This is a genomic window from Arthrobacter sp. MOO21, assembly GCF_057369995.2.
Genome location: NZ_CM170671.2, coordinates 3,562,255 through 3,584,946, shown reverse-complemented (window position 1 = coordinate 3,584,946; position 22,692 = coordinate 3,562,255). Strand labels below are relative to the sequence as shown.

The following is a 22,692-nucleotide window of genomic DNA, read 5'->3' as shown; positions in this document are numbered from 1 at the left end:
ACGACGAACATTGGCCTTATCCATCACCCCGCACCCAAAGACGCGGGGCGGAGACGGGTTACTTGAACCAGATCTTGATCTCGCGCTCGGCGGAATCGGTGGAGTCGGACCCGTGCACCAGGTTCTGCTGCACCTTCAGGCCCCAGTCGCGGCCGAAGTCACCGCGGATGGTTCCGGGAGCCGCCGTCGTGGGATCGGTGGTGCCGGCCAGGGACCGGAAGCCCTCAATGACGCGGTGGCCTTCAAAGATGGCCGCAACCACCGGTCCGCTGAGCATGAACTCCACCAGCGGCTCGTAGAACGGCTTGCCTACGTGCTCTTCGTAGTGCTGCTCCAACAGCTCGCGGGTGGCATCAACCTTTTTCAGTTCGGCAAGGCTGTAGCCCTTGGCTTCGATCCGGGCCAGGATGGCGCCGGTGAGGTTGCGGGCGACGCCGTCGGGCTTGATCAGGACGAGGGTGCGCTCAGTAGTCACAACTGCTCCAATGCGTTGGTGGGGGTTTGGGATAAGTCTACGGGGGCTGGCCTAGGGAGACTGCGGCTGGGGCCCGGCCGCCTGGTCCGGGTGGGCTGCTTCCCATGCGGCCTGTTCGCGTTCGCGCTGGGCTGCTTCGCGGTCCAGCCGGATGCCGGTGCGGATTCCGTACCACCAGGCCAGCGCGAACAACGCGCCCACCAGGAACATGGCCGGCTCGAAGATGCCCGTGAGGACCAGGACAACCTGCAGGATCCAGCCCAACGCCAGGCCCCAGGGTTTGTTCAGGACCGCGCAGGCCAGGACCATCACCACGCTGAGGGCTATGCCGACGCCGAGGATCAGGGCGGGCGGGAACTCCCCGCGGCGCAGGCCGAAGACCACCAGGGTTGCGAAGAACATCACGAACGCTTCCAGCAGCAGCACCGTGGAGGCGAACATGACCTTGGTGGAGCGGCGCTTCTTTGGCATGCCCGGGCGCCATTCGCGCTGGGCTTTGGTCAGTCGTGCCACGGGCTACGCCTCCGTCTTTCCGAGGAGGATGCGCGCTTCGGCAACAAGTGTGATGGAGCCCGTGACCAGCACTCCGCCGGACAGGTCCTCGTTCGCCTCGGCGCGCTCCACAGCCCATTCCAGTGCATCGTCAAGCTTTTCGGCGATGTGGACGTTGTCTTCGCCGAAGCCCAGGTCGATCGCGAGCTCGGCCAGCTCCGCGGCCGGGACGGCACGGGGCGAGTTGGACTGCGTGAAGCAGTACTCCTCGGCAACGCCGCCCAGGGATTCCTTGAGCTGGCGGAGGATCTCCTCGGCATCCTTCTCCTTGAGGACGCCCACGACGGGAACGAGCTTGGTGAAGGTGAACGCCTCCTGCAGGGCGGCGGCGGAAGCCTGGATGCCGCCGGGGTTGTGAGCAGCATCCACGATGATGGTGGGCGCGGTCCGGACCACTTCGAGCCGCCCCGGGGACGTCACGGCGGCGAAGCCTTCCTGCAGGACGTCGAACGACAGTTCCTTGTCACCGCCGAAGAAGGCTTCCAGCGCAGCCACCGCCACAGCGGCGTTCTGCGCCTGGTGGGCACCGTGCAGCGGCACCAGCAGGTCCGGGTAGCGCCCGGCGATCCCCTGGATGGTGACCATCTGGCCGCCCACGGCGACGGCCCGGGATTCGACGCCGAACTCCACTCCTTCGAAGCGGAAGGGAACCCCCACCTCCCTGGCTTTCTCCAGCAGCACCTGCGCCGCGTCCACCGGCTGGGCGGCACTGATGAGGTAGCCGCCGGGCTTGATGATGCCTGCCTTCTCGTGGGCGATGTCCGCGGTGGTGTCCCCAAGCAGGTCCGTGTGGTCCAGCGAGATCGGGGTGATCACCGATACCTGCCCGTCCCCGACGTTGGTGGCATCGGTGATACCGCCCAGGCCCACCTCGATGATGGCCACGTTGACGGGCTGGTCCGCGAAGATGGCGAAGCCCAGGATGGTGAGGCATTCGAAGTACGTCAGGCGGGGCTGCCCCTCCGCCTCCAGTTCGGCGTCCACGATCTGCAGGTACGGCCGGATCTCGTCCCAGATCCGGACGAAGGTCTCGTCGGAGACCGGGTGGCCGTCAATGCTGATCCGCTCGGTGACCTTGGACAGGTGGGGGCTGGTGTAGCGTCCGGTGCTCAGGCCCTGGGCGCGCAGGACCGATTCGATCATGCGCGCCGTGGACGTCTTGCCGTTGGTTCCGGTGACGTGGATGATCGGGTACGCCTTGTTCGGCTCGCCGAGCACGTCCATTGCACGGAACAGCGGGGCCAGCCGGGGCTCCATTTTGTTCTCAGGCGCCCGGCCCAGGAGCTCGGCGTAGACGCTTTCCACGGAAAATTCGTCGGTCATGTCCTAGGCCTCCACTTTTTCGACCACGACGGCGGGCTCGGACACATCGGCAGGGTCAGCGGCCAGGTCGACAGTCAGCGTCTCGCCCTTGACCAGTTCAGCGTTGGCCAGCAGCGCGTCCACCACGTTCCGGGGTGCGGTCACGGTGGTACGGATCCGGTCGCTCACGTTGAGCCCGGCATCCTTGCGGGCCTGCTGGATGGCACGGACCATGTCGCGCGCCAGGCCTTCGGCCTCAAGCTCCGGCGTGACCTCGGTGTTGAGCACAACGAAGCCGCCGCCTGGCAGAACTGCCACGGCCTTCGATGCCCCTTCCCCGCCGTCGGAATCCGCCACGACGGTCTCCAGGGTGTACTCCTGGGGCTCCAGCTGCAGCCCCCCGGCGGTGACCACGCCGGCGTCGTCCACGCTCCAGTCACCGGACTTGGACCCCTTGATGGCAACCTGCACGTTCTTGCCCAGCCGGGGTCCGGCGGCGCGCGCGTTGACCACCAGCTTCTGCTGGATTCCGAACTCCCCGGGTGAGGCGCTTTCGGCGTCCAGCAGGCGCACGCTGCGGAGGTTGAGTTCATCGGCGACGACGGCGGCGAAGCCTTCCAGCGCACCGGCACCGGGTGCCACCACGGTGAGTTCCTGCAGGGGCAGGCGGACACGCAGGTTGGCTGCCTTCCGCAGCGACGAGCCGGTGGAGCAAATCTGCTGCACCCGGTCCATGGCTTCGACCAGGGACGGGTTCGCCGGGAAGAGGTCCACGTCCGGCCAATCGGCAAGGTGGACGGAGCGGCCGCCGGTCAGCCCGCGCCAGATCTCCTCGGTCACCAAAGGCAGCAGCGAGGCCGAGGCACGGGTGACCGCCTCAAGCGCGGTGAACAGCGCGTCGAACGCGTCCTGGTCTTCGTCGAAGAAACGCTGGCGGCTGCGGCGGACGTACCAGTTGGTGAGCATGTCCAGGTAGCTGCGAAGGGAGTCGCAGGCGCCGGAGATGTCATAGGTGTCCAGCTGCGCGGTCATGTCGCGGACCAGCTCGCCGGTGTTGGCGAGCAGGTACTGGTCCAGGGTGTCCCTGTAGCCGTCGTAGCGCAGTTTCGCGTCATAACCCGAACCGCTGTTTGCGGCGTTCGTGTACAGCGTGAAGAAGCTGTACACATTCCAGAGCGGCAGGATCACTTGGCGGACGCCGTCGCGGATGCCCTGTTCGGTGACGATCAGGTTGCCGCCGCGCAGGATAGGGCTGGACATCAGGAACCAGCGCATCGCGTCGGACCCGTCGCGGTCCAGGACCTCGGAGACGTCCGGGTAGTTGCGCAGGCTCTTGGACATCTTCTGCCCGTCGGAGCCCAGCACGATGCCGTGGCTGATCACGTTCCGGAACGCGGGCCGGTCGAACAGCGCGGTGGACAGGATGTGCAGCATGTAGAACCAGCCGCGGGTCTGGCCGATGTACTCCACGATGAAGTCGGCCGGGTTGTGGGTGTTGAACCACGCCTCGTTCTCGAACGGGTAGTGCACCTGGCCGTAGGGCATGGAGCCGGAGTCGAACCAGACGTCCAGGACGTCCTCCACCCGGCGCATCACGGACTGGCCCTCTTCGGGGGTCCGCGGATCGTCGGGGTTGGGCCGGGTGAGTTCATCGATGAACGGGCGGTGCAGGTCCACCTGGCCGTCCTTGTTCAGGGGCAGCCGGCCGAAGTCGGCCTCGATCTCCGCGAGGGAGCCGTACACGTCGGTGCGGGGGTACTCGGGATCGCTGGACTGCCACACCGGGATGGGGCTGCCCCAGAAGCGGTTGCGGCTGATGGACCAGTCGCGGGCGTTCTCGAGCCACTTGCCGAACTGGCCGTCCTTGACGTTGCCGGGGATCCAGTTGATCTCCTGGTTCAGCTCGGACATGCGGTCCTTGAACTTGGTGACCTCCACATACCAGGAGGAGACAGCGCGGTAGATCAGCGGATTGCGGCAGCGCCAGCAGTGCGGGTAGCTGTGCTCGTAGCTGGCCTGGCGGACCAGGCGGCCCTGGGCGCGGAGCACCTGGGTGATGGGCTTGTTGGCTTCAAACACCTGCAGGCCGGCGATGTCGTGCAGGTCGCCGTGCTTGAACAGGGGCAGGAACTTGGCGCCCTCGTCCACGGACAGCACCACGGGGATGCCGGCCTCCTCGCAGACCTTCTGGTCATCCTCACCGTAGGCGGGTGCCTGGTGCACAATGCCAGTGCCGTCGGTGGTGGTGACGTAGTCGGCAACCACGAACCGCCAGGCGTTCTCCATGCCGTACTTCTCGTTGTCGGCGAAGTCGTCCCAGAGCCGCTGGTACTCCAGGCCCTCCAGTTCGGCGCCGGTGTGGGTGGATACGACGGCGGCTTCGGCTTCCTCGAAGCTGTCGTACCCGAGGTCCTTGGCGTAGCCCGCTACCAGGTCGGCGGCGAGCAGGAAGCTGCCCGTCACGGGGGCGTCGGCCGAAGCCGCCTTGATGCCGTTGGGCCCGGCGGGCAGCACGGCATACGTGATGGAAGGCCCGACGGCGAGCGCGGCGTTGGTGGGCAGCGTCCAGGGGGTGGTGGTCCAGGCAAGCGCCTGCACCCCTGCCAGCTGCGTCGACAGTTCCGACTCCCCCGCCAGGATGGGGAACGTCACCGTGACGGTTTGGTCCTGGCGGTTCTTGTAGACGTCGTCGTCCATGCGCAGCTCATGGTTGGACAGCGGCGTCTCGTCCTTCCAGCAATAGGGCAGGACGCGGTAGCCGTTGTAGGTCAGGCCCTTGTCGTGGAGCTGCTTGAACGCCCAGAGGACCGATTCCATGTACTCGACGTTGAGCGTCTTGTAGTCGTTGTCGAAGTCCACCCAGCGGGCCTGGCGGGTAACGTAGCTGCGCCATTCGTCGGCGTACTTCATAACGGATGCGCGGCAGGCGTCGTTGAACTTGTCGATGCCCATGGCTTCGATCTGGGTCTTGTCCGTCATGCCCAGCTGCTTCATGGCTTCGAGCTCGGCGGGCAGGCCGTGGGTGTCCCAGCCGAAGCGGCGCTCGACACGCCTGCCGCGCTGGGTCTGGTAGCGCCCCACCAGGTCCTTGGCGTAGCCGGTGAGCAGGTGGCCGTAGTGCGGCAGGCCGTTGGCGAAGGGAGGGCCGTCGTAGAACACGAACTCGTTGCTGCCCGGCTCCCCGCCGGGGACGTCGGCGCTGCGCTGGTCGATACTGGCCTGGAAAGTGCCGTCCTGGTCCCAGTACTTCAGGATGCGCTCTTCGATCTCCGGAAACTTCACGGAGGCGGAAACGCCTGCACTGCCGCTGGTGGAGGCTGAGGCCTTGGGGTAAAACGTCATTTTCGACATCCTGGGTTGAGCGTGGTGAGCCTCCGGCAGGGGCCGAAGATTCCGTTCAGGATGCGAGGACGGCGTCCGTGCCGTCCCTGGACTGCACGCTCACCGCGGTACCACCTCACTTACCGGCGCTGCGTGTTCCGTTAGGAACGGGCGCTGCCCCGGCCTCTCATTACTGCTGTGACGGGCTTACCCGTCCGGTTCTACTGACGCCCCCTGCCCTGCAGGCGGGGTGGCGCGTTCTTCCGGAAGCTCACCGGTGATAGCCGGGTCATAGCCACTCCCGAGTCTACTATTGCGGCAGCGCCAGTGCCATTCAGGCGGCCCCTTGCCTAGACTCGCTTCATGGCAGCTTCCGCGGCACCCGGGACGGGGCGGCGCGCTGCCCGGATCTGCAGGTGGCTGTTCGTTCCCGTCGCCGCTCCGGTTGCCCTGGTGTCCACGTTCCGTGCCCTGCCGGTGGAGTGGCCCGTGCTTGCGGTGCAGCTGGTGGCCTTTACGCCGTGGCTGGTGGCACCTGCCGCCGGTGCACTGCTGCTGGCCTTCCTGGGGCGGAGCCGTTGGCAGCAGGTCGTGGCAGCAGGACTGTTGGGATGCCAGGTGTTCTGGCTTTACCCGCTGGGCGTGAGGGAACCGACCGCTGAAGCAGCCGGCACACCCGTCAGCCTGGTTGCCATGACGATCAATGCCGAGGTGGGCCGCGCGGATGCCGAAGAGATTGTGGCGCTGGTCCGGGGGCGGCGGGTGGACCTGCTGGCAGTGGAGGAGCTCACGCCGGAACTGGAGGGCAGGCTTACGGCGGTGGGACTGGATGCGCTGCTGCCCCACCGGATTTCCCATGCCCGGGACGGGGCCGGCGGCAGCGCCATCTACTCCGCGCGCAACCTCACGGCGTCAGGCGTCATCCCGGACACCCGCTTCAGCATGCCTGTTGCCCGCCTCGACCTCGGCGACGGCAATGGCGCGGCACTGCGTGTCGTTGCCGTGCACGCCCTGGCGCCTGCGGGCGAGGCCGTGGACCAATGGCGCAGAGACCTTGATTCGGTGGCCGGGGCAGACAATGGCTCCGGGCCGCTGTTGCTGGCCGGGGACTTCAACGCGACGTACGACCACCGGGAGTTCCGGGCACTCCTGGCGGGGACGGGCGGCCGCCGCGCCCTCGTGGACGTGGCGGCGTCGCAGGGCAGCAGGCTGGTGCCCACCTGGCCGATGCGGGACTACCGGCTGCCGGGCATAGCCCTCGACCATCTGGTCACCAGCCCCGACATCAGCAGCTCCGGATACTCAGTGCACCGGATCGAAGGCAGCGACCACGCAGCCGTGGTGGCCGCCTTGCAGATCCACGTCCCCTAGCCCTTCCTGATGAGCTTGTGGGTGGCGGCCTGCGCCACGGGCCGGATCACGATCTGGTCCAGGTTGACGTGGTGGGGCGCGGTGACGGCGTAGCGGACCACGTCTGCCACGTCCTCCGCTGTCAGCGGCTCCGCCACGCCCTGGTAGACCTTCTCCGCGGCCTGCGCATTACCCAGCCGGTTGAGGGCGAACTCCTCGGTCTGGACCAGGCCCGGCGCCACCTCAATGACACGGATGTTGTTCTCCGCCTCCTCCAGGCGGAGCGCGTTGGTCATGGCGTGCTGGGCGAACTTGGCTGCGTTGTAGCCGCCGCCGCCTTCGTAGGCGTCCAGGCCGGCAGTGGAGGTCAGGTTGAGCACCGTCCCCTTGCCGTTGGCCCGCAGCATGGGCAGGAAGGCGCGGGTCAGCTTCATGGTGCCCAGGACGTTGACGCGGTACATCCACTCCCAGTCCTCGGTGCTGGCGTCCCCCACCTTGTCGGCGCCGCGGGCACCGCCGGCGATGTTGATGAGCGTGTCAATCCCACCCGCCGCGGTGACCTGGGCAAGGAGCCGGGACACGTCGTCGTCCTCTGCAATGTCGGCAGGAATGGCGACGGCGCCCGTCCCGCTTTCGAGCGCAGCGAGGCGCTCAGCGCGGCGCGCCACGGCGAACACCGTCCATCCGCCGGCGCGCAGCGCGCGGACCGTTGCCTCCCCGATTCCGCTGCTCGCCCCGGTCACCAGTGCTGCCTTGTTCTGCAAGTCCTCAGTCATGGCACCACCCTAACGGTGTCACCCGGTGCGGCGTCCCCGGACGTAGTCGAGCAGGACACGCGCGTGGTTGGCCTCCGTGTCCCGGGCTGCGTACAGCAGGGTGACACGCCGATGGCCGGCGGCGAGTTCCAACAGGGTTTCCACGGCGGGATTGGAGTCCAGTTCCTGCGTGTAGCGTTCGCTGAAATCGGCAAAACGTTCGGGCCGGTGGTTGAACTCCTCGCGGAGCCCGGTGGAAGGCGCCACGTCCTTCAGCCACAGGTCGACGGCGGCGCCGGCCTTGGCGAGGCCCCGCGGCCAGAGCCGGTCCACCAGCACCCGGCAGCCGTCGTCGTCCTCCGGCGGCACGTAGATGCGCTTGACGGCAAAGGTTCCCCGCAACTCTCCCATGGGCGCATGCTACCCGTCCCCAGCCCCTGCCGGGCGCTGGTTCGGCGGGATGGAAGCGGTCATGAAAGAATTGCCCAATGGCTGAAGACACGCAGGGTACAGACACGCCCACCACCGCCCCCATCAACGTTCCGGACAAGCCGGCCCTCGAAGGCCTCGAGACAGCGCTCACCCAGCGCTGGCTGGCCGAGGGAACCTACAAGTTCAACCCCGACACCACCCGGGAGCAGGTCTACTCGATCGACACTCCCCCGCCCACCGCATCGGGGTCCCTGCATGTGGGGCACATGTTCTCCTTCACCCAGACGGACGTCCAGGCGCGCTACATGCGCATGACCGGCAAGAACGTCTTCTACCCCATGGGCTGGGACGACAACGGCCTGCCGACGGAGCGCCGTGTCCAGAACTACTACGGTGTCCGCTGCGATCCCGCCATCCCCTACAACGCCGACTACCGGCCGCCGGCCCAGCCGGCCAAGAACCAGCGGGACTTCGACGTCGTTTCCCGCCAGAACTTCATTGAGCTGTGCGAGGAACTCGCTGTCGAGGACGAAAAGGTCTTCGAGAACCTGTTCCAGACCCTGGGCCTGTCCGTGGACTGGGACCTGACCTACCGCACCATTGATGACACTTCCCGCGCGGTGTCCCAGCGCGCCTTCCTCGCCAACCTGGCCGCCGGCGACGCGTACATGGCCGAGGCACCCACGCTGTGGGACGTCACCTTCCGCACGGCGGTTGCGCAGGCCGAGCTGGAGGACCGCGAAGTGCCCGGCGCGTACTACCGGTACCCCTTCTTCACCGAAGAGGGCGACAAGGTCTTTATCGAAACCACGCGTCCGGAACTGCTGGCCGCGTGTGCCGCGCTGGTGGCAAACCCCGACGACGAACGGTACCAGCCGCTGTTCGGCAAGACCGTGCGGTCCCCGCTGTTCGACGTCGAGCTGGAGGTCAAGGCCCACCCGCTGGCCAAGGCCGACAAGGGCTCGGGCATCGCGATGGTCTGTACTTTCGGTGACCTGACCGATGTCACCTGGTGGCGGGAACTCCAGCTGCCCACCCGGGCCATCATGGGCCGCGACGGCCGCATCATCGCCGAGACCCCGGAGTGGATCACCACCGCGGCAGGCAAGGAAGCGTACGCCGCAATTGCCGGCAAGACGGCTTTCTCGGCGAAAGAGGCCGTGGTGGAGCTGCTCCAGGAAGCGGACCTGCTGGACGGCGAACCGAAGAAGATCACCCACCCGGTCAACTTCTTCGAAAAGGGCGACAAGCCCCTGGAAGTGGTCACGTCCCGCCAGTGGTACATCCGCAACGGCGGCCGCGACGAGGACCGCCGCGAACGCCTCATCGGCCGCGGCAAGGAGATCGACTTCCACCCGTCGTTCATGCGCTCCCGCTACGAGAACTGGATCGCCGGCCTGAACGGTGACTGGCTGGTCTCCCGCCAGCGGTTCTTCGGCGTGCCCATCCCCGTCTGGTACCCGCTCGATGCGCAGGGAAACCCGGACTACGACAACCCCATCCTGCCTTCCGACGAGCTGCTGCCCGTGGACCCCGCCGCGGACGCCGCCCCGGGCTTCGACGAAACCCAGCGGGACCAGCCCAACGGCTTCACGGGTGACGCCGACGTGCTGGATACCTGGGCAACGTCCTCACTGACCCCCCAGATCGTCGGCGGCTGGAGCCGGGACGAGGACCTGTTCGGCAAGGTCTTCCCGTTCGACCTCCGACCCCAGGGCCATGACATCATCCGCACCTGGCTGTTCTCGTCCGCGGTACGTGCCGATGCTCTGCAGGACTGCGCTCCCTGGAAGCACGCTGCCATCTCGGGCTGGATCCTGGACCCGGACCGGAAGAAGATGTCCAAGTCCAAGGGCAACGTGGTGGTCCCCACGGATGTGCTGAACGAGTTCGGTTCGGACGCGGTCCGCTACTGGGCCGCCTCGGCACGGCTTGGTGCCGACACCGCCTACGAGATCGCCCAGATGAAGATCGGCCGCCGCCTGGCCATCAAGCTGCTGAACGCGTCCAAGTTCGTGCTGAACCTCGGTGCCACCGAGAACTCAGTGCTTTCCGGTGACCTTTCCGTCCTGACCAACCCCTTGGACCGTGCGCTGCTGGCGCAGTTGGCCGACGTCGTGGCACAGTCCACCAAGGCGTTCGACAACTACGACTACGCCCGCGCCCTGCAGCTCACGGAAACCTTCTTCTGGCAGTTCACTGACGACTACGTTGAGCTGATCAAGGACCGTGCCTACGGCGCCGCCGGCGAAGCGGAGCAGGCATCCGTGCTGGCTGCCCTGGCCACCACCTTGGACACCTTGCTGCGGCTCTTCGCCCCGTTCCTGCCCTTCGCCACCGAAGAGGTCTGGAGCTGGTGGCGGACTGGCTCCGTGCACCGTGCCGCATGGCCGGCTGCGCTGGCGATTCCGGGCGGGGACACCACCATGCTCGCGACGGTGGGCGTTGCGCTGAGCGGTGTCCGCAAGGCCAAGTCCGAGGCCAAGGTCAAGCAGCGCACCGAAGTGTTGTCCGCCACCATCACCGCACCGGAGGGGCTTACCGCCCAGCTGCAGGCCGGGTTGGCCGACCTGAAGGCAGCCTCCAACGCCAGGGACATCACCCTGGTGGTTGGCGACGGCGACCTGGCCGTGACCGACGTGGCCCTGGCCCCGAGCGACGAGCCGGCGAAGGCCTGATACCGGCGAAGCCCTGATGCCGGACCGGCCCCCGGGCATGGTGGTATCAGGGCAAAGGGGAAGCCCCATCAGCGTTTTGCCGTTGGTGGGGCTTCGACTTTTCGGCCATCCGGTGACGTGCTCTGATGGTCTGGCAGGATCCGCTGATTTTCAGGTCTTACTACCCCGTCACTGGTAGCTTGCATTCAACTTTGCCGATGGCTGCGTCAAACTACATATCACTGAATCTTTGGTTCCTGCGTCCCGCTTCTTTCGAAGTGGGTAAGAACCATTCTGGTCCTGCCCCGCGGCACGCGCAAGGGCCCCGGGGAAACTACAAACGCGTAGTTCCCCCGGGGCCCTTGGATGTGCTTCCGGCAGCCGCAGCGCGGCTGCTCAGCCGAATTCCGGGCGCTCTGTGCGGCTCCTCTTCAGCTCGAAAAAGTGCGGGTAGGCCGCAATTGCGGTGGTCGCGTCCCACAGCCTTCCGGCCTCCTCGCCGCGGGGAATGCGGGTGAGGACGGGCCCGAAGAACGCTGTTCCGTTGAAGGCCACCACAGGCGTTCCAACATCCTGGCCGACCAGGGAGATGCCTTCCCCGTGGCTGGCGCGAAGCTTGTCGTCATACGCGTCCGTGGCGGCTGCCTCGGCGAGTGATGCCGGCAGACCGCACTCCGCAAGGGCCTTGGTGATCACCAGGGAGCGGTCCTTTTCGCCCCCGTCATGGATCAGGGTTCCCATGGCGTCGTAGAGAGCCTTGACGGTCTGGTTGCCGTGCTCCTGCTGGGCAGCGATGATCACGCGGACCATGCCCCAGGCGTCATCCATGGACTTCCGGTAGTCAGGGTCCAGGTCGCGGCCCTCATTGAGGACGGCCAGGCTCATGACGTGCCACTCCGTCTCGATGTCGCGCACGGACTCCACCTCGCCGATCCAGCGGGAGGTGATCCAGGCAAAAGGGCACAGGGGGTCGAACCAAAAATCGGCCTTGTTTCCGGCACGTGCAGTCATGGAGGTCCTCCTCTGATGGTGGCCGCCCTCACGGGGGCGGTCCTGGTGGGGCGGGCAGCGCAATGTCAGGCCGCCGGGATCGGGCAGCCGCTGTGGGGGGACGCCGGTCAGGCCGACTTACGGCGCTTGGTCTCGTGCGGGATCATGGTGGGTTCGGCACCTCGGAGGACAACGTCCTCGGTGATGACCACGCTGGCTACATCCTCGCGGCTCGGCAAATCGAACATGACGGGAAGCAGGACTTCCTCAAGGATGGCACGGAGACCACGGGCACCGGTGCCCCGTTCGAGGGCTTGGTCGGCAATGGCATCAAGGGCGGCGGGATCGAACACCAGCTCGACGCCGTCGATCTGGAACATCTTCTGGTACTGCTTGACCAGCGCGTTCTTGGGCGTGGAGAGGATCTGGATCAGGGCGTCACGGTCCAGGTTCGACACGGTGGTGATCACGGGGAGCCGGCCGATAAATTCGGGGATCAGGCCGAACTTGAGCAGGTCCTCCGGCATGACCTCGCCGTAGGAGTCCACCTTCTTGCTGGCCTCGTTGAGCGGGGCACCGAAGCCGATGCCCTTGCGGCCCGAGCGGGAGCCGATGATTTCCTCGAGCCCGGCAAAGGCGCCTGCCACGATGAACAGGACGTTCGTGGTGTCGATCTGGATGAATTCCTGGTGCGGGTGTTTCCTGCCGCCCTGCGGCGGAACCGACGCAACCGTGCCTTCCAGGATTTTCAGGAGGGCCTGCTGGACGCCCTCGCCTGAGACGTCCCTGGTGATGGAAGGATTCTCGCTCTTCCGGGAGATCTTGTCGATCTCGTCAATGTAGATGATGCCCTGCTCGGCCTTCTTGACGTCGTAGTCCGCGGCCTGGATGAGCTTGAGCAGGATGTTCTCCACATCCTCGCCCACATAGCCGGCCTCGGTCAGGGCAGTGGCATCAGCCACGGCGAACGGAACGTTGAGGCGCCGGGCGAGGGTCTGGGCGAGGTAGGTCTTGCCGCACCCGGTGGGGCCGATCAGGAGGATGTTCGACTTGGCGATCTCGACGTCGTCGTGGTGCCCGCCGTCGCCCAGGCTGCCGGACTTCGGTGCATGGCCGGCCTGGATGCGCTTGTAATGGTTGTAGACGGCGACGGCGAGGGACCGCTTGGCGGGTTCCTGGCCGATGACGTATTCCTGCAGGAAGTCGAAGATTTCGCGGGGCTTGGGAAGTTCGAAGCTTCCGAGGTCAGCTACTTCCGCGAGTTCCTCTTCGATGATTTCGTTGCACAGCTCGATGCATTCATCGCAGATGTAGACTCCCGGCCCGGCAATGAGCTTGCGCACCTGCTTCTGGCTCTTTCCGCAGAAAGAGCACTTCAGCAGATCCGTGCTCTCGCCAATCCGAGCCATATGTGAACCCCTTAGTATCCTGCTGCCATGCAGCCTTGCACCGTTGCTGAAATCGTTGCCGGCCAGCGGGACCGGTTTGTGACATCTTCCACTCTAGGTCACATTCGCTCCCAAGGGTGGAAAGAAAAGGCCGGTGCGGCCAAATGAACTGGGCCGCACCGGCTTTCCGTACTGCTACCTCGTGATTGCCTGGGGCTTGATCTTCCGTGAATCCAGGACCTGGTCGATGAGGCCATAGGCCTGGGCCTCGTCCGCGGTGAGGATCTTGTCACGTTCGATGTCGTTGTTGACCTGCTCCGACGTGCGCCCGGAGTGCTGGGCCAGCGTGTCCTCGAGCCAGGAACGCATCCGCATGACCTCGGCGGCCTGGATCTCCAGGTCGGAGGCCTGGCCGCCCTGGCCGCCGGAGAGAGCCGGCTGGTGGATCAGGACACGGGCGTTGGGGAGAGCGAGGCGTTTGCCCGGAGTACCCGCAGCCAGCAGCACCGCAGCGGCGCTGGCGGCCTGGCCCAGGCAGACTGTCTGGATTTCGGGCCGGATGTACTGCATGGTGTCGTAGATCGCGGTCATCGCGGTGAACGAACCGCCCGGGGAGTTGATGTACAGCGTGATGTCCCGGTCCGGGTCGGTGGACTCGAGGACCAGCAGCTGGGCCATGATGTCGTCGGCTGAGGCGTCGTCCACCTGCACGCCGAGGAAGATGATGCGGTCCTCGAAGAGCTTGGTGTACGGGTCCTGGCGCTTGAAGCCGTAGGGCGTGCGCTCCTCGAACTGCGGCAGGACGTAGCGGCTGGATGGAAGATTGCCGGCGGACCACCCGAAGTTGTAGTTCATTGTGTTTGCTCCTGATCGAAAGGGTTCTGGTTGCCGGTTAGTTCTGGGACGCTGATTCGCCGGAGGACCCGTTGGAGGTTCCGCCGCCGCCCGACACGGAGCCGGCGTGCGCGGCGATCTTGTCGAAGAAGCCGTATTCAAGGGCCTCGGTGGCCGTGAACCACTTGTCACGGTCGTTGTCCTTGAGGATGGTCTCCACGGTCTGTCCGGTCTGCTCTGCCGTCAGCTCCGCCATGACCTTCTTCATGTGCAGGATGAGCTCCGCCTGGATCTTGATGTCGGAGGCGGTACCGCCGATGCCGCCCGAGGGCTGGTGCATCAGGACGCGGGCGTTGGGGGTGGCGTAGCGCTTGCCCTTGGTGCCGGAAGACAGCAGGAACTGGCCCATGGATGCGGCCAGGCCGGTCGCAACGGTCACGACGTCATTGGGAATGAACTGCATGGTGTCGTAGATCGCCATGCCGGCCGTGACTGAGCCGCCGGGAGAGTTGATGTAGAGGTAGATGTCCTTTTCCGGGTTCTCGGCAGAGAGGAGCAGCAGCTGTGAGCAGATCGCGTTGGCGTTGTCGTCCCGCACCTCCGAGCCGAGCCAGATGATCCGCTCCTTGAGGAGGCGGTTGTAAATGTAGTTGTCCTGGGCTGCAGGATCGACAGTCGCCATCCGGGGGGCCTCCTGGTGCTGTGACATGTTTACTTACCTCTCGCTGGTGACGGTGACATCACTGAAAATCACTACTTGGACACTAACCGGTTTCACCGACATTTTGTTCGCGTCCCAGCGGCTGTTCGCTGACGGCGCACGATGATCGGACCCCGCGCCGCCAGGCCCCGCCAAACGGCAACGGCCCCCGGATCACGGGGATCCGGGGGCCGTTGCTCTGGCGTGGTAAGGACTAGGCCTTGGCTGCTGCAGTGTCCTCGGCCTCGGCAGCTTCGGCCTCAGCCTCGACAGCTTCGGGAGCCTCTGCAGCCGGAGCTTCTTCACCGGCGGGGCGGACGAAGTCGCTGAGGTCAACGGCGTTGCCCTCGGAGTCGGTCACCGTGGCCTGGCCCAGCACGACTGCCAGGGCCTTGCGGCGGCGGACCTCGGACACCATCATGGGGACCTGGCCGCTCTGGTCGATGATCTGGGCGAACTGGTTCGGGTCCATGCCGTACTGGCTGGCCGTGCTGACGATGTAGTCGATCAGCTCGTTCTGGCTGACGTTGACTTCTTCCTTCTCCGCGATGGCGTCGAGGATGATTTCGTTCTGGAAGGCGCGGGCCGTGTTGGCACGGACCTCTTCGCGGTGCTCTTCGGTGTCGTGCTCGCCCTCGCCGTGGCCGTTGCCCTCCTGGAAGTGGGCTTCGAGCTGCTCTTCGACGACGGAGTCCGGAACGGGCACCTCAACCAGCTCGACGAGCTTGTCCAGGACCTTGTCGCGGGCTTCAACGCCCTGCTCAACGATCTTGGAGCTGGCTGCCTGCTTGGCCAGGTCTTCGCGCAGTTCGGCGATCGTGTCGAACTCGGAGGCCAGCTGGGCGAAGTCATCGTTCGCTTCGGGCAGTTCGCGTTCCTTGACGGCCTTCACGACGACCTTGACCTGCGCGGCTTCGCCGGCGTGCTCGCCCCCTACGAGGGTGGTGTCGAAGATGGCGTCCTCGTCGGCGCTGAGGCCGGTGACGGCTTCGTCCATGCCTTCGAGCATGGTGCCCGCGCCCACCTGGTAGGAGAGGCCGGAGGCCGAGTCAACTTCTTCGCCGTCGATGCTGGCGGTGATGTCGATGGTGAGGAAGTCACCTTCGGCAGCCGGGCGGTCAACGGACTTCAGGGTGCCGAAGCGGCCACGCAGTTCGTCCAGGGCCTTGTCGACGTCGGCCTCGGAGGACTCGGCGGCGGCCACCTGGACCTCGATGCCGGCGTAGTCCGGAAGTTCGATCTCGGGGCGGACGTCCACCTCGGCGGCGAACTTCAGGCCGCCGTCGGTGGCGGAGGGGTCCGGAACCTCGGTGATCTCCACCTCGGGACGGCTCAGCGGGCGGATGCCGGATTCCTGCACGGCAGCCTGGTACCAGCCGTTGAGGCCGTCGTTGATGGCGGTCTCCAGGACGTAGCCGCGGCCGACGCGCTGGTCGATGAGCTTGGCGGGAACCTTGCCCTTGCGGAACCCGGGAACCTGGATCTGCGACGCAACAGTCTTGTAGGCCGAGTCGATGCTGGGCTTCAGTTCCTCAAAGGGGACCTCAACATTGAGCTTGACCCGCGTGGGGGTGAGGTTCTCGACAGCGCTCTTCACGGTCTAAGTACTCCTGGGTTGTGGGATGGGGTTCTGCAAACGCAATATGTCCGGAACCGAAGGGTCCGGGCCGCAGAGTCGGGGTGACAGGATTTGAACCTGCGACTTCCTGCTCCCAAAGCAGGCGCTCTAGCCAAGCTGAGCTACACCCCGTTAGTGCACAGGCAAGTCTACGGTGATACGCGTCGCGATTGCACATTTGACACGTAGGCCATGGATTAGGTTTAGTTGTATCCGGCTTGGACAGCCAGCCCGAAGTTTCCGCCAAAACGGATCTTCCTTCGGGGACGTAGCTTAATGGTAAAGCCTCAGTCTTCCAAACTGATTACGCGGGTTCGATTCCCGTCGTCCCCTCCAGTTACCCAGAAGGCCCCCTCGATCGAGGGGGCCTTCTGTGCATCCAGCTCAAGTGCAAGCCATCGCGGGGCACATTGAGGGGCGCCACGCGTTGATTCCCGACGGCGGGCGGCGTGTCCGTGTCGAAGTGCCCCGTTTCGGCCTGGGGCCTGGAAGTGGCCGGGCCGCCGCTAATCCGGCGACTGGCAGGCTGGGCACCAGTAGAGGTTGCGTCCGGCAAGGTCCGCCATCAGCAGGATGGTCCGGCAGACGCGGCAAGGCAGCCCGTGCCGCTTGTAGACGAAGTGGGCGTCGTCGCGTCCCGGGAAGCCTGCGTTCCTGGGCGGGACGGGCAGCCCCGCAGCGGCCGCTTTGGCGGCCGTGGTGCCATCGAAGGCCCAGTACTTGGGCGGCGTGGTGATGATGCGCCCGTCCGCTACGCCGTCGTTCATGACGGCAGCAATGTCGCGCCAGAGCCTGCGCGCCACGCCCTCCGGTACCGCGGCGCCGGGCAGCCAGGGATCCAGCCGACGGCGGAACAGGACTTCCGCGCGGTAGACGTTCCCGACGCCGGCAATCACCTTCTGGTCCATCAGCAGTGCGGCCAGCGGGGTCTTCTTGCCTTGGAGATTGGCTGCGAACCGGCCGGCGTCACCGCGCAGGTTGCGCAGCGGGTCCGGCCCCAGACGGGCCAGAACGGCCTCGGCCTCGGCAGTGGTGATGGTTTCGCACGTGGTGGCGCCACGCAGGTCCGCCCAGCCGTGGGTTCCGGCGAGCCTGACCCGCACCGCCCCCACGGGTGCCGGCGGGCTGGCGTAAGGTGCGTTCCCGCCGTCGTCCCCGCCAGCAAAGGACTCCTGCTCCCCCAGCCGGCGCGGGGCGCCGATACTCGAGGCGCCGGTGAAGGTGCTGTCCCCGCCAAAACTCCAGGCGCCGTACAGGCCGAGGTGGACGTGCAGCACCAGCGCGTTGTCGAAGTGCAGGAACAGGTGCTTGCCGTGGGCTTCGGCGGCGAGGAGGGTATGTCCGTCCAGCAGCGCCGCTCCCCCGCTGAACCTGCCCTGCGGGCTGGAAACGGCCAGTGCCTCGCCGGCGAAGACGTCGCCGAACTGCCGGGCGAGCCTGCGGACGGAATGGCCCTCGGGCACTACTCGATGACCTCGCCGGTTGCCTCGAACACCGCGATCTTTTCGATCCTGCGGATGTGGCGCTCGTCATTACTGAACGGCTCGGCAAGGAACGCCTCGACCAGTGCGGTGGCTTCCTCAACGGTGTGCTGGCGGCCGCCCAGGGCGACCACGTTGGCGTCGTTGTGCTCGCGGGCCAGGGTGGCCGTGGAAAGGTTCCACGCGAGGGCCGCGCGGATGCCCTTGACCTTGTTGGCGGCGATCTGCTCACCGTTGCCGGAGCCGCCCAGTACGATGCCGAGGGCGTGGATGCCCGCTTCCCGGTCGGCAACCACGGCAAGCGCGGCGTTGATGCAGAACGACGGGTAGTCGTCCTGGGCGTCGTAAACCTTGGGTCCGTGATCCACCACCTCGTACCCTTTGCCGGTCAGGTGGGACACAAGGTGGGCGCTGAGCTCCATGCCTGCGTGGTCGGTGGCGATGTGGACCCGCGGGGAATCAGGGGCAGTGGTCACGTGCTAAGTCCGTTCATTGGTGGGGCTGGCGGGGGCTGTCGAGGCTGGAACGACACCGATAAGGATACTAGGACTGCCCGGCCTGCGGGTTCGGGCCACCCGGCGCAGGCGGACCTGCAGCGCGGCGGGCCCGTGCGGCCACCCGGGTGAGGACTTCCGCGAGCCGCGCGGCGGAGGCCGGACTGCCGCCGCTGACGGCGAGGCGCTGGCCGTCCGTCTTGCTCACGACGACGGCGGGGCCGCTGCTGACGAGCATGGCGGCGGTACCGCGGTGGTGCCGGTAGCCCCACCCGCCATAGTCGGCCGCCCGCACATCCGCGGCGCTGGCGTCCGAAATTGCGGCGGCGGGGACGTCCATGACAGGCACGACGCCGGCGAGGAGCACCTTCAGCCCGCGCCGGTCCGCCCTGATCCGGGCGCAGAGGAACGCGGCGCCCACGACGACGAGGACCACGAGCAGGATGCCAAGCCACGGCACGGCAACGGTGATGAGTGCCGCCGGGAACAGGACGATGGTGATCATGACAAAGACGGAGCTGCGGGCGTGCACCCAGAGCCGGATGCTGTCCCGGGCAAGATCCGGGTCCAGTTCCCTGGTGATGGCGTCCTGGAGGGCCCGGTCGTCGTCGGGCGACCACTGCCGGTCTGCCTTGTAGACCATGGCCATGGTGACCCCGAGGGAGACGGCAGCGCCGCTGCCGAGCGCCAGTACGGTCATGTCCACCCGCGATTCGTGGGCGTCCGCCAGGCCGGCCTGGCCCACCAGCCCGGCGGCGAGGGCGGAGGTGATGAAAAGGCTCAGGAAGAGCCCGGCGCCCATCATGATCCTGCGCATGAGCACCGGCCTGCTGAGCGGCACAGCCTGCAGCAGGACCAGCCAACCCGCGACGATAACCGCGGCGGCGCCCACCCCCACGTAGGCGCCGAAAGGCGCAAAGGAGGCACCGCCGTCGTCCGTCCACCGGATGGCGAGCGGCTCCGGCAGGTCCTTGCGCAGCAGTGACGCGCAGAAGACGAAGGCCGCGGCGAGCACCACCGGGAAACCGATGGCGAAACGCAGGGCCTTGCCGTCCACCGAATCCAGGAACTTACCCATGCTTTAACGCTACCCCTGTGCGGTACGGCGGGCGGCAGTGGACCAGCCGCCCGCTGTGACCGGCATAACTTGCCAAGCGGTCAGGGAATGGAAGAATGCATCACAGTGCCGGGCACGGGATTCCCGCCGGCAGCCGAACTTCTCTGGAGGCCCCCTTTTGCCAGGCATGAACCTGACGCGCGCCGAAGCCCGTGAGCGCGCCGAACTGATCACCGTCGAGTCCTACGATGTCAGCCTGGACCTGACCCGCGGCACAGAAGTCTTTGGCAGCACCACCACCGTAAGGTTTACCGCGTCGCCGGGGACCGCCAGCTTCATCGACGCCGTGACCCGGACGGTGCACAGCGTCACCCTGAACGGCGCCGCCCTTGATCCGGAGTCCGTGTCCGACGGCGTGCGGATCCAGCTGCCCGGCCTGGCGGAGCACAACGAGCTGACCGTCGTCGCCGACATGCCCTATATGAACACCGGCGAGGGCCTGCACCGCTTCGTCGACCCGGTGGACAACGAGGTGTACCTCTACACGCAGTTCGAGGTTCCCGATTCACGCCGGATGTTCGCCGTCTTCGAGCAGCCCGACCTGAAGGCCACCTTCGCGTTCACGGTCACGGCCCCGTCGCACTGGGATGTCATCTCCAACTCCCCCACGCCTGTCCCGGCAGACGCGGCGCCGGCGGAGGACGGGACCGCCCGGTCCGTATGGACCTTTTCCCCGACTCCGCGGCTGTCCTCCTACGTCACTGCGCTGATTGCCGGGCCGTACCAGGCCGTGCGCAGCGAGGTCACCAGCTCGGATGGCCGCACCATCCCGCTTGGCATCTTCGCGCGGAAGTCCCTGATGCGGTACCTGGATGCGGAGAACATCTTCGAACTCACCCGCCAGGGCTTCGGGTTCTTTGAGGATCAGTTCGGCTGCCCCTACCCGTTCGAGAAGTACGACCAGCTGTTCGTGCCCGAGTTCAACGCCGGCGCGATGGAAAACGCTGGTGCGGTGACCATCCTGGAAGGGTATGTCTTCCGGAGCAAGGTGACCGGCGCGCAGGTCGAGCGGCGTGCCATCACGGTGCTGCACGAGCTGGCGCACATGTGGTTTGGGGACCTGGTGACCATGCGCTGGTGGAACGACCTCTGGCTGAACGAGTCCTTCGCCGAGTACATGTCCCATCTTGCCGCCGTGGAAGCGACGCCCTTCACCAGCGCCTGGACCACCTTCGCCTCCGTGGAGAAGTCCTGGGCCTACCGGCAGGATCAGCTGCCCACCACGCACCCCATCTTCGCGGAGATCAACGACCTGCAGGATGTGGAGGTCAACTTCGACGGCATCACCTACGCGAAGGGGGCCTCGGTCCTCCGGCAGCTGGTGGCCTGGGTGGGCCCCGGGCAGTTTATGGCGGGTGTCCGGGAGTACTTCGCCAAGCACTCCTGGCAGAACACCGAGCTGGGCGACCTGCTGGTGGAGCTGGAGAAGGCCAGCGGCCGCGACCTGGACGCCTGGGGCCGGCAGTGGCTGGAAACCGCGGGCGTGAACACCCTGGCACCGGAGCTGGAGGTGGATGCCGACGGGACTCTGCGGTCCTTCGCCATCGTGCAGTCCGCGGTGCCGGAATGGCCCACCATCCGTCCGCACCGCCTGGCCGTCGGGTTCTACAACCTTGACGGCGCGGGCAAGCTTGAGCGGGTGCACCGCGAAGAGCTGGACGTCGACGGCGAACGCACCGAGGTGCCGTCGCTTGCCGGGCATGCCCAGCCGGACCTCATCCTGCTGAACGATGACGACCTGGCCTACGCCAAGGTACGGCTCGATCCGAAGTCGCTCGCGACGGCGACGGCGCACCTGAAGGACTTCGGGAACAGCCTGCCCCGGACGCTGGTCTGGAATTCCGCCTGGGACGCAGCGCGGGACGGGCAGACCCCGGCGCGCAAGTACGTGGAGCTGGTCCTGGCCAACGTCGCCGCGGAAACCGACTCCTCGGTCATCCTGGTCCAGCTCCGCCAGCTGGCCACCACCCTGAACTTCTATGTGGCGGAGGAACACCGGGAAGCCACCACGGCGGCTGCAGTGGACCGGCTGTGGCAGCTGGCTTCCGAGGTTCCGGGCGGCTCCGACGCCCAGCTGCAGTTCATCAAATCCGTCGCCCTGCTGGCCTGCACTGATCCCCAGCTGGACAACGTGGGCGGCCTGCTGGACGGCTCGGTGGTTTTGGATGGACTGGCCGTGGACCAGGACCTGCGCTGGGAGCTCGTGGCGTCGCTGGTGGCCGGCGGCCGGATGGGGCAAGACGGGATCGACGCCGAACTGGAGCGCGACAACACGTCCACCGGGCAGAATGCGGCCGCCCTGGCGAAGGCCGCGATTCCCACCGCGGAGGCCAAAGCCGCGGCCTGGGAGTCGATCGTGGTCAAGGGCGAGCTGTCCAACGCCCTGCAGGGTTCCGCGGTGACCGGATTCATGCGGATCCTGGACCGGACACTGCTGGAGCCGTACTCGGAAAAGTACTTTGCGGCTGTGCCCGGCATCGTGGCGACGCGCACCCACGCACTTGCCCAGCAAATCGTCGTCGGACTCTACCCTGCGCTGCTGACGACACAGGCCACCATCGACCGCACCGACGGCTTCCTCGCCGCGCTGCCGGCCGAGAGCGCGGCCCTGCGGCGCATGATGCTGGAAAACCGCGACGGCGTTGCCCGGGCGCTGCGGGCCCGCGCCGCCGACATCCTGCCGGGCGGCGATGCCTAGTGGGCCTGGGCGAACACCGGTATTCCCTGTCAGTCCAGTGGACCGGCAACAAGGGTGAGGGGACGTCGTCGTACCGCAGCTACTCGCGGGACCACGACGTCCTTATCCCGGGCCTTCCGGTCCTCAAGGGTTCCGCGGACCCCACCTTCCACGGGGACCGTGGGCGGTACAACCCCGAGCAGCTCCTTTTGGCGGCCCTGGCCCAGTGCCACATGCTGTCCTATCTGCACGTGGCCGTGAAGCACGGCGTGGTGGTCACCGACTACCGGGACGAGGCGTCGGGGCTGATGCGGCTCAACCGGGACGGCAGCGGCCAGTTCGAGCGCGTCACCCTGCACCCCACGGTGACGGTGGCGGACGCCGCACAGCTGGAGCTGGCCGGATCCCTGCACCACGAAGCGAACCGGGTGTGCTTCATCGCCCGCAGCGTGAACTTCCCGGTGGAGCACGCGCCCGTCACGGTGGCCGCCCCCCGGTAGCGCCGCGGAGCCCCTCCGGCGGCGCTAGGGTTAAAGGAGAAGCAAAGCC

At 66.6% G+C, this 22,692-nt stretch carries 18 protein-coding genes and 2 tRNA genes; 5 read left to right on the top strand and 15 right to left on the bottom strand.

Translation table 11 applies throughout. From position 1 onward, the window contains the following. Positions 1-58 precede the first annotated feature (58 nt). Genes ndk through ileS form a run of 4 tightly spaced genes read right to left on the bottom strand, consistent with a single transcriptional unit; the run spans position 59 to position 5,671 of the window. A complete protein-coding gene (ndk, locus tag AC2JAJ_RS16680) occupies positions 59-475 on the bottom strand; it encodes a nucleoside-diphosphate kinase (RefSeq protein ID WP_221385837.1) in 417 nt (138 codons plus the stop codon). Positions 476-526: 51 nt separating this feature from the next. Continuing rightward, positions 527-988: a DUF4233 domain-containing protein gene (locus tag AC2JAJ_RS16675; protein WP_473697044.1), complete on the bottom strand. Its 462-nt coding sequence runs from the start codon at positions 986-988 to the stop codon at positions 527-529. Between the two features lie 3 nt (positions 989-991). Beyond that, positions 992-2,350: a bifunctional folylpolyglutamate synthase/dihydrofolate synthase gene (locus tag AC2JAJ_RS16670; protein WP_486415137.1), complete on the bottom strand. Its 1,359-nt coding sequence runs from the start codon at positions 2,348-2,350 to the stop codon at positions 992-994. 3 nt (positions 2,351-2,353) lie between these two features. Then, complete coding sequence (gene ileS, locus AC2JAJ_RS16665; protein ID WP_501053203.1) at positions 2,354-5,671, bottom strand: isoleucine--tRNA ligase; 3,318 nt, start codon at positions 5,669-5,671, stop codon at positions 2,354-2,356. Between the two features lie 342 nt (positions 5,672-6,013). Here ileS and AC2JAJ_RS16660 point away from each other — a divergent pair, with 342 nt between their 5' ends. Beyond that, positions 6,014-7,021: an endonuclease/exonuclease/phosphatase family protein gene (locus tag AC2JAJ_RS16660; protein WP_486415138.1), complete on the top strand. Its 1,008-nt coding sequence runs from the start codon at positions 6,014-6,016 to the stop codon at positions 7,019-7,021. Here the strand turns inward: AC2JAJ_RS16660 and AC2JAJ_RS16655 are convergent. Both AC2JAJ_RS16655 and AC2JAJ_RS16650 read right to left on the bottom strand, forming a co-directional pair. Next, positions 7,018-7,776: an SDR family oxidoreductase gene (locus AC2JAJ_RS16655; RefSeq protein ID WP_221385832.1), complete on the bottom strand. Its 759-nt coding sequence runs from the start codon at positions 7,774-7,776 to the stop codon at positions 7,018-7,020. The genes AC2JAJ_RS16660 and AC2JAJ_RS16655 overlap by 4 nt on opposite strands. A gap of 18 nt (positions 7,777-7,794) precedes the next feature. Next, the gene (locus AC2JAJ_RS16650; protein ID WP_486415139.1) at positions 7,795-8,166 is read right to left on the bottom strand and encodes a DUF488 domain-containing protein; all 372 of its coding nucleotides are present in this window, start codon (positions 8,164-8,166) and stop codon (positions 7,795-7,797) included. Positions 8,167-8,243: 77 nt separating this feature from the next. Here AC2JAJ_RS16650 and valS point away from each other — a divergent pair, with 77 nt between their 5' ends. Then, positions 8,244-10,865 (top strand): valine--tRNA ligase, encoded by a 2,622-nt coding sequence (gene valS, locus AC2JAJ_RS16645; protein WP_486415140.1) that lies wholly within the window; start codon positions 8,244-8,246, stop codon positions 10,863-10,865. 375 nt (positions 10,866-11,240) lie between these two features. Here valS and AC2JAJ_RS16640 read toward each other — a convergent pair whose 3' ends face one another. The 6 genes from AC2JAJ_RS16640 to AC2JAJ_RS16615 form a co-directional block, all read right to left on the bottom strand. Further along, positions 11,241-11,855, bottom strand: a complete 615-nt coding sequence (locus AC2JAJ_RS16640) for a mycothiol-dependent nitroreductase Rv2466c family protein (RefSeq protein WP_473697038.1) — start codon at positions 11,853-11,855, stop codon at positions 11,241-11,243. Positions 11,856-11,962: 107 nt separating this feature from the next. Next, on the bottom strand, positions 11,963-13,243 hold the full coding sequence (gene clpX / locus AC2JAJ_RS16635; protein ID WP_221385828.1) for an ATP-dependent Clp protease ATP-binding subunit ClpX: 1,281 nt from the start codon (positions 13,241-13,243) through the stop codon (positions 11,963-11,965). Positions 13,244-13,417: 174 nt separating this feature from the next. Beyond that, positions 13,418-14,077, bottom strand: coding sequence for an ATP-dependent Clp protease proteolytic subunit (locus tag AC2JAJ_RS16630; protein WP_138606612.1), 660 nt, complete (start codon positions 14,075-14,077; stop codon positions 13,418-13,420). 37 nt (positions 14,078-14,114) lie between these two features. Beyond that, positions 14,115-14,738 (bottom strand): ATP-dependent Clp protease proteolytic subunit, encoded by a 624-nt coding sequence (locus AC2JAJ_RS16625; RefSeq protein ID WP_018761581.1) that lies wholly within the window; start codon positions 14,736-14,738, stop codon positions 14,115-14,117. A 232-nt stretch (positions 14,739-14,970) separates the two neighbouring features. After that, positions 14,971-16,353 carry a trigger factor gene (gene tig / locus AC2JAJ_RS16620; protein ID WP_486415142.1) on the bottom strand — a complete coding sequence of 461 codons (1,383 nt, stop codon included), beginning with the start codon at positions 16,351-16,353 and terminating at the stop codon, positions 14,971-14,973. 78 nt (positions 16,354-16,431) lie between these two features. Beyond that, positions 16,432-16,506 (bottom strand) — tRNA-Pro (locus AC2JAJ_RS16615). 130 nt (positions 16,507-16,636) lie between these two features. On the opposite strand from AC2JAJ_RS16615, the gene AC2JAJ_RS16610 reads away from it, so the two are divergent. Continuing rightward, positions 16,637-16,710, top strand: a tRNA-Gly gene (locus tag AC2JAJ_RS16610). 170 nt (positions 16,711-16,880) lie between these two features. On the opposite strand, the gene AC2JAJ_RS16605 is transcribed toward AC2JAJ_RS16610, so the two are convergent. The 3 genes from AC2JAJ_RS16605 to AC2JAJ_RS16595 all read right to left on the bottom strand — a co-directional run bounded on the left by AC2JAJ_RS16605 (position 16,881) and on the right by AC2JAJ_RS16595 (position 19,427). Further along, on the bottom strand, positions 16,881-17,837 hold the full coding sequence (locus AC2JAJ_RS16605; RefSeq protein WP_501053202.1) for a DNA-formamidopyrimidine glycosylase family protein: 957 nt from the start codon (positions 17,835-17,837) through the stop codon (positions 16,881-16,883). After that, positions 17,837-18,331, bottom strand: coding sequence for a ribose-5-phosphate isomerase (locus tag AC2JAJ_RS16600; protein WP_221385825.1), 495 nt, complete (start codon positions 18,329-18,331; stop codon positions 17,837-17,839). Before AC2JAJ_RS16600 ends, AC2JAJ_RS16605 begins: the two co-directional genes overlap by 1 nt. A 67-nt stretch (positions 18,332-18,398) precedes the next feature. Next, positions 18,399-19,427 (bottom strand): hypothetical protein, encoded by a 1,029-nt coding sequence (locus tag AC2JAJ_RS16595; protein WP_486415143.1) that lies wholly within the window; start codon positions 19,425-19,427, stop codon positions 18,399-18,401. 166 nt (positions 19,428-19,593) lie between these two features. Here AC2JAJ_RS16595 and pepN point away from each other — a divergent pair, with 166 nt between their 5' ends. Together pepN and AC2JAJ_RS16585 are read left to right on the top strand one after the other, a co-directional pair. Next, a complete protein-coding gene (gene pepN / locus AC2JAJ_RS16590; RefSeq protein ID WP_501053201.1) occupies positions 19,594-22,164 on the top strand; it encodes an aminopeptidase N in 2,571 nt (856 codons plus the stop codon). Beyond that, positions 22,164-22,643: an OsmC family protein gene (locus AC2JAJ_RS16585; RefSeq protein ID WP_501053200.1), complete on the top strand. Its 480-nt coding sequence runs from the start codon at positions 22,164-22,166 to the stop codon at positions 22,641-22,643. The genes pepN and AC2JAJ_RS16585 overlap by 1 nt, the downstream gene beginning before the upstream one ends. The last annotated feature ends 49 nt before the right edge of the window (positions 22,644-22,692 follow it).